This window comes from Streptomyces sp. 8P21H-1, assembly GCF_013302945.1.
This window is the reverse complement of record NZ_JABTYA010000241.1, coordinates 1-5,156: the sequence shown is the minus strand read 5'-3', so window position 1 is coordinate 5,156 and position 5,156 is coordinate 1. Positions and strand designations below refer to the sequence as shown.

Genomic DNA, 5,156 nt, shown 5'->3' with positions numbered 1-5,156 from the left:
CGCGGGGAACTGCGCGACCGGCCACGACGGCGCCGCAGCCGATGACGCACCCCCCGGCACCCCCCGGCACCCCCCCGGCAGGGATCAGTCCCGTCCGCCCGGGATCTCCCCCAGCGGAACAGCCCGCCGCTCACGCCGCGACACCTCGCACGCCTCCGCGACACGCAGCGCCTGCAGCGCCTCGCGCCCGTCGCACGGGTTGGCCCGCTCACCCCGCACCACCTCCACGAACGCGTGCAGCTCGGCCTCGTACGCGGGCCCGAACCGTTCGAGGAACCCCGTCCACGGCTTGGTCGCGGCGGGCGGCCCCGCCGGTTCCGTGGAGGCGATCGGCGTGCGGTCGTCGAGCCCGGACCCGATCTGGTCCAGCTCCCCGGCCAGCTCCATGCGCACGTCGTAACCGGCGCCGTTCAGCCGGGTCGCCGTCGCCGTGGCGAGTGTGCCGTCGTCCAGGGAGAGGACGGCCGCCGCCGTGTCGATGTCACCGGCCTCGCGGAACATCGCGGGCCCGGCGTCCGACCCCATCGCGCAGACCTCGGTGACCTCGCGCCCGGTGACCCACCGCACCATGTCGAAGTCGTGCACGAGCGTGTCCCGGTACAGGCCGCCGGAGAGCGGCAGGTGCTCGGCCGGCGGCGGCGTGTGGTCGGACGTCATCGCGCGCACGGTGTGCAGCCGTCCCAGCCGCCCGGACCGTACCGCCTCGCGGGCGGCCGTGTAGCCGGAGTCGAAGCGTCGCTGGAAGCCCATCTGCAGGATCGTTCCGGCGGCCTCGACCTCCGCGATGGCCCTGAGGGTGCCCGCCAGGTCCAGGGCGATGGGCTTCTCGCAGAAGACGGGCAGTCCGGCCCGCGCCGCCCGTCCGATCAGTTCGCCGTGTGCCGAGGTCGCCGCGGTGATGACCACGGCGTCCACACCCCAGGCGAAGATCTGGTCCACGCCGGGGGCCGCGGTGGCGCCCAGGCGGTCCGCGAGCCGGCGGGCCCGTGCGGGGTCCGCGTCCGTGACGATGAGGGAGCCGCCCACCTCACGGTGGCGGCTGAGGGCGGTCGCGTGGAACGTACCGATACGACCCGTCCCGATGAGTCCGATGCGCATGGGACAAAGCTGAGGGCGAATCCTACACCCTGTCAACTCTTTGTCCGGACAATCGAACCTCACAACTTCCCGTCATCATGCACCGGAGCTACGCTCGGGGCCGTGCCCAAACCAGATGTGGACCCCACCACGCCGCTCCAGCTCAGCGTCGACCGGAACAGCCCGGTGCCGCTCTACTTCCAGCTGTCCCAGCAGCTCGAAGCGGCGATCGAGCGCGGCGCGCTGACCCCGGGCAGTCTGCTGGGCAACGAGATAGAACTCGCCGGCCGCCTCGGCCTGTCCCGGCCCACGGTCCGCCAGGCCATCCAGTCACTGGTGGACAAAGGGCTCCTCGTACGCCGCCGGGGGGTCGGCACCCAGGTCGTGCACAGCCAGGTCAAACGCCCGCTGGAGCTCAGCAGCCTCTACGACGACCTGGAGGCGGCGGGACAGCGGCCCGCCACCCGCGTCCTCGTCAACACCGTCGTCCCAGCGCCGGCCGAGGTCGCGGCCGCCCTGTCGGTGGCGGAGGGCAGCGACGTGCACCGGGTGGAGCGGCTGCGCCTGGCCCACGGCGAGCCGATGGCGTACCTCTGCAACCACCTGCCCCCCGGCCTGCTCGACCTGGACGGTGCGCAGCTGGAGGCCACGGGCCTGTACCGGCTGATGCGTGTGGCGGGCATCACCCTGCACAGCGCCCGTCAGTCCGTCGGCGCCCGCGCCGCCACGGCGGCGGAGGCCGGGCGTCTCGACGAGTCCGCGGGCGCCCCGCTGCTCACCATGCAGCGCACCACCTTCGACGACACGGGACGCGCCGTCGAGTTCGGCTCCCACGTCTACCGCGCCTCGCGCTACTCCTTCGAGTTCCAGCTGCTCGTACGCCCCTGAGCGGGCACGAACCCCCAGGTCCTCCGCGGCCCCCCTCTTGCCCCGAACGGCTCACCCGCGTGCCCGCGCGGCAGTGCCGGCGACCCCGCTGTCCGGAATGCTTCATTCCGTATCTGATACTTGGTTGTTCCACCTATCAACGGGCGGATCAGCGTATGTATCGACAAAAGGTCGATAACAAGATCGACAGCAAGACCGACGGCAAGACCGGCAGTACGTTCGGCAGCAAGAAGGGCACGGCCTCGTGGCACGGTTTCGGACCTGGGTCAGCATCGCGGTGGCAGGGGCGCTCGGCGCGTCCCTGGCCGGGTGCAGCAGCACCGGCGGCAAGCGCGCCGAGGACGCCCGCAAAGCGGCATCGGTCCAGGGAAGGGCCGCGGTGGACACGCCCCGCTGGACCGTCGCCATGATCACCCACTCGGGCGACGGCGACACCTTCTGGGACATCGTCCAGAACGGCGCCCGGCAGGCCGCCGACAAGGACAACATCAAGTTCCTGTACTCGCACGACGACGAGGGCCAGCAGCAGGCGCAGCTGGTGGACGCCGCCGTGGACAAGGGCGTCGACGGGATCGTCGTCACGCTCGCCAAGCCCGACGCCATGAAGAGCGCGGTCGCACGCGCGGTGAAGGCCGGCATCCCCGTCGTCACCGTGAACTCCGGCTCCGAGGAGTCCAGGGCGTTCGGCGCGCTCACCCACATCGGCCAGGACGAGACGATCGCCGGCGAGGCCGTCGGGGACGAGCTGAACAGGCGCGGCCGGAAGAAGACCCTCTGCGTCCTGCACGAACAGGGCAACGTCGGCCACGAGCAGCGCTGCGCGGGAGTGAAGAAGACCTTCGGCGGCAGCGTGCAGAACCTGTACGTCGAGGGCACCGACATGTCGGCCGTCCAGTCCTCCGTCGGCGCCAAGCTCCAGGCCGATCCGTCCGTCGACGCCGTCGTCACGCTCGGCGCGCCCTACGCGGACACCGCGGTCAAGGCCGGGCAGGACGCGGGCAGCAAGGCCGAGATCGCCACCTTCGACCTGAACGCCAAGGTCGCCGCCGCGCTGGAGGACGGCACCCTCGGATTCGCCGTTGACCAGCAGCCGTACCTCCAGGGGTACGAGGCCGTGGACCTGCTCTGGCTGTACAGGTACAACGCCGACACGCTCGGCGGGGGCCGGCCCGTCCTCACCGGGCCGCAGATCATCACCAGGGACCGGGCCGCCGAGCTGAAGCGGTACGCGGAGCGGGGCACCCGATGACGGCGACGGCCCCCTCCGCGGACGGGACGGCCCCCTCCGCGGACGAACGACTGACGAGGACCTCGCCGCTGCGCAGACTGCTCGGCCGCCCCGAGCTCGGCTCGGTGGTCGGCGCACTCGCCGTCTTCCTCTTCTTCGCGCTGGTCGCGGACGGTTTCGTCCGGGCGGCCGGTCTGAGCACCGTGCTGTACGCGGCCTCCACCATCGGCATCATGGCGGTGCCCGTCGCGCTGCTGATGATCGGCGGCGAGTTCGACCTGTCCGCGGGCGTCATGGTGACGTCGTCCGCGCTGATCTCGTCGATGGTCAGCTACCAGCTCACCGCGAACGTCTGGGTGGGCGTCGGGGTGTCGCTCCTGGCCACCCTCGCGCTCGGCTTCTTCAACGGCTACGTGCTGACCCGCACCAGGCTGCCCAGCTTCATCATCACGCTCGGCACCTTCCTGATGCTGACCGGGCTGAACCTCGGCTTCACCAAGCTGATCAGCGGCACCGTCTCCACGAGGACGATCGCCGACATGGAGGGGTTCTCCTCCGCGAAGGCGCTCTTCGCCTCCGTCCTCACCGTCGGCGGCGTCGACTTCAAGGTCACCATCCTGTGGTGGCTGGGCCTGGTGGCCCTCGCCTCCTGGATCCTGCTGCGCACCCGCGCCGGGAACTGGATCTTCGCCGTCGGCGGCGGGAAGGAAGCGGCCCGCGCGGTCGGCGTCCCCGTCGACGCGACGAGGATCGGCCTCTACGCGGGGGTGGCCCTCGCCGCCTGGATCGCCGGGCAGCACCTGCTCTTCTCCTTCGACGCCGTGCAGTCGGGGGAGGGCGTCGGCAAGGAGCTGACGTACATCATCGCGGCCGTCATCGGCGGCTGCCTGATCACCGGCGGCTACGGCTCCGCCATCGGCTCGGCGGTCGGCGCGCTGATCTTCGGCATGACCGACAAGGGCATCGTGTTCGCCGAGTGGAACCCCGACTGGTTCAAGTTCTTCCTGGGAGCGATGCTGCTCCTGGCGACCCTGCTGAACGCCTGGGTCCGCAAGCGGGCGGAGGCCACGGCATGACGCGGCCCGTCCGGAACGCCGGACACACGCCCCTGGTGGAACTGGACGGCGTCAGCAAGCACTACGGCGGCGTCCGCGCCCTGGAGGGCGTCTCCCTGGAGGTCCACGCGGGGGAGATCACCTGCGTCCTCGGTGACAACGGAGCCGGCAAGTCCACCCTCATCAAGATCATCGCTGGGCTGCACCGGCACGACACGGGCACCTTCCGCATCGAGGGCGAGGACATCCGGCCGGCGTCCCCGCGGGAGGCCCTGGACCGCGGTGTCGCCACCGTCTACCAGGACCTCGCCGTCGTCCCCCTGATGCCGGTCTGGCGGAACTTCTTCCTCGGCTCCGAGCCCCGCAAGGGCGCCGGCCCCTTCAAGCGCCTGGACGTCGGCCTCATGCGCCGCACGACCCGTGCGGAGCTGCTGCGCATGGGCATCGACCTGCGCGACGTCGACCAGCCCATCGGCACCCTCTCGGGCGGCGAGCGCCAGTGCGTGGCCATCGCCCGCGCGGTCCACTTCGGCGCGAAGGTCCTCGTCCTCGACGAGCCGACCGCGGCCCTGGGCGTGAAGCAGTCCGGAGTGGTCCTGAAGTACGTGGCCGCCGCACGGGACGCGGGCCTGGGCGTCGTCCTGATCACCCACAACCCCCACCACGCGTACCTGGTCGGCAACCGCTTCGTCCTCCTCAAACGAGGCCGGTCGATCGGCAGCCACACCAGGGAGGAGATCACCCTGGACGAACTGACCCGCCAGATGGCGGGCGGCTCGGAACTGGACGACCTCCGCCACGAACTGGAGGGCGGGGAGCTCTAGGAGCGCCCCGCCGGGGCCGCGGGCAACGCCGTGTCCACCCACGGCCGGGGGCGCGGGAATCGCCGCGACCGGCCACGGCCGGGG

5 protein-coding genes are annotated in these 5,156 nt (G+C 71.5%); 4 read left to right on the top strand and 1 reads right to left on the bottom strand.

Features of this window, described 5'->3' with window-relative positions:
* Positions 1-84: 84 nt before the first annotated feature.
* Entirely contained in the window at positions 85-1,098 is a 1,014-nt protein-coding gene (locus HO151_RS04650; protein ID WP_173894839.1) for a Gfo/Idh/MocA family oxidoreductase, read from the bottom strand.
* A gap of 117 nt (positions 1,099-1,215) precedes the next feature.
* Here HO151_RS04650 and HO151_RS04645 point away from each other — a divergent pair, with 117 nt between their 5' ends.
* From HO151_RS04645 to HO151_RS04630, 4 genes are all read left to right on the top strand, one after another.
* Positions 1,216-1,965, top strand: coding sequence for a GntR family transcriptional regulator (locus HO151_RS04645; protein WP_173894840.1), 750 nt, complete (start codon positions 1,216-1,218; stop codon positions 1,963-1,965).
* 244 nt (positions 1,966-2,209) lie between these two features.
* Complete coding sequence (locus HO151_RS04640; RefSeq protein ID WP_173894838.1) at positions 2,210-3,214, top strand: sugar ABC transporter substrate-binding protein; 1,005 nt, start codon at positions 2,210-2,212, stop codon at positions 3,212-3,214.
* Positions 3,211-4,269: an ABC transporter permease gene (locus HO151_RS04635; protein ID WP_173894837.1), complete on the top strand. Its 1,059-nt coding sequence runs from the start codon at positions 3,211-3,213 to the stop codon at positions 4,267-4,269. Before HO151_RS04640 ends, HO151_RS04635 begins: the two co-directional genes overlap by 4 nt.
* On the top strand, positions 4,266-5,072 hold the full coding sequence (locus tag HO151_RS04630; RefSeq protein ID WP_173894836.1) for an ATP-binding cassette domain-containing protein: 807 nt from the start codon (positions 4,266-4,268) through the stop codon (positions 5,070-5,072). The genes HO151_RS04635 and HO151_RS04630 overlap by 4 nt, the downstream gene beginning before the upstream one ends.
* The last annotated feature ends 84 nt before the right edge of the window (positions 5,073-5,156 follow it).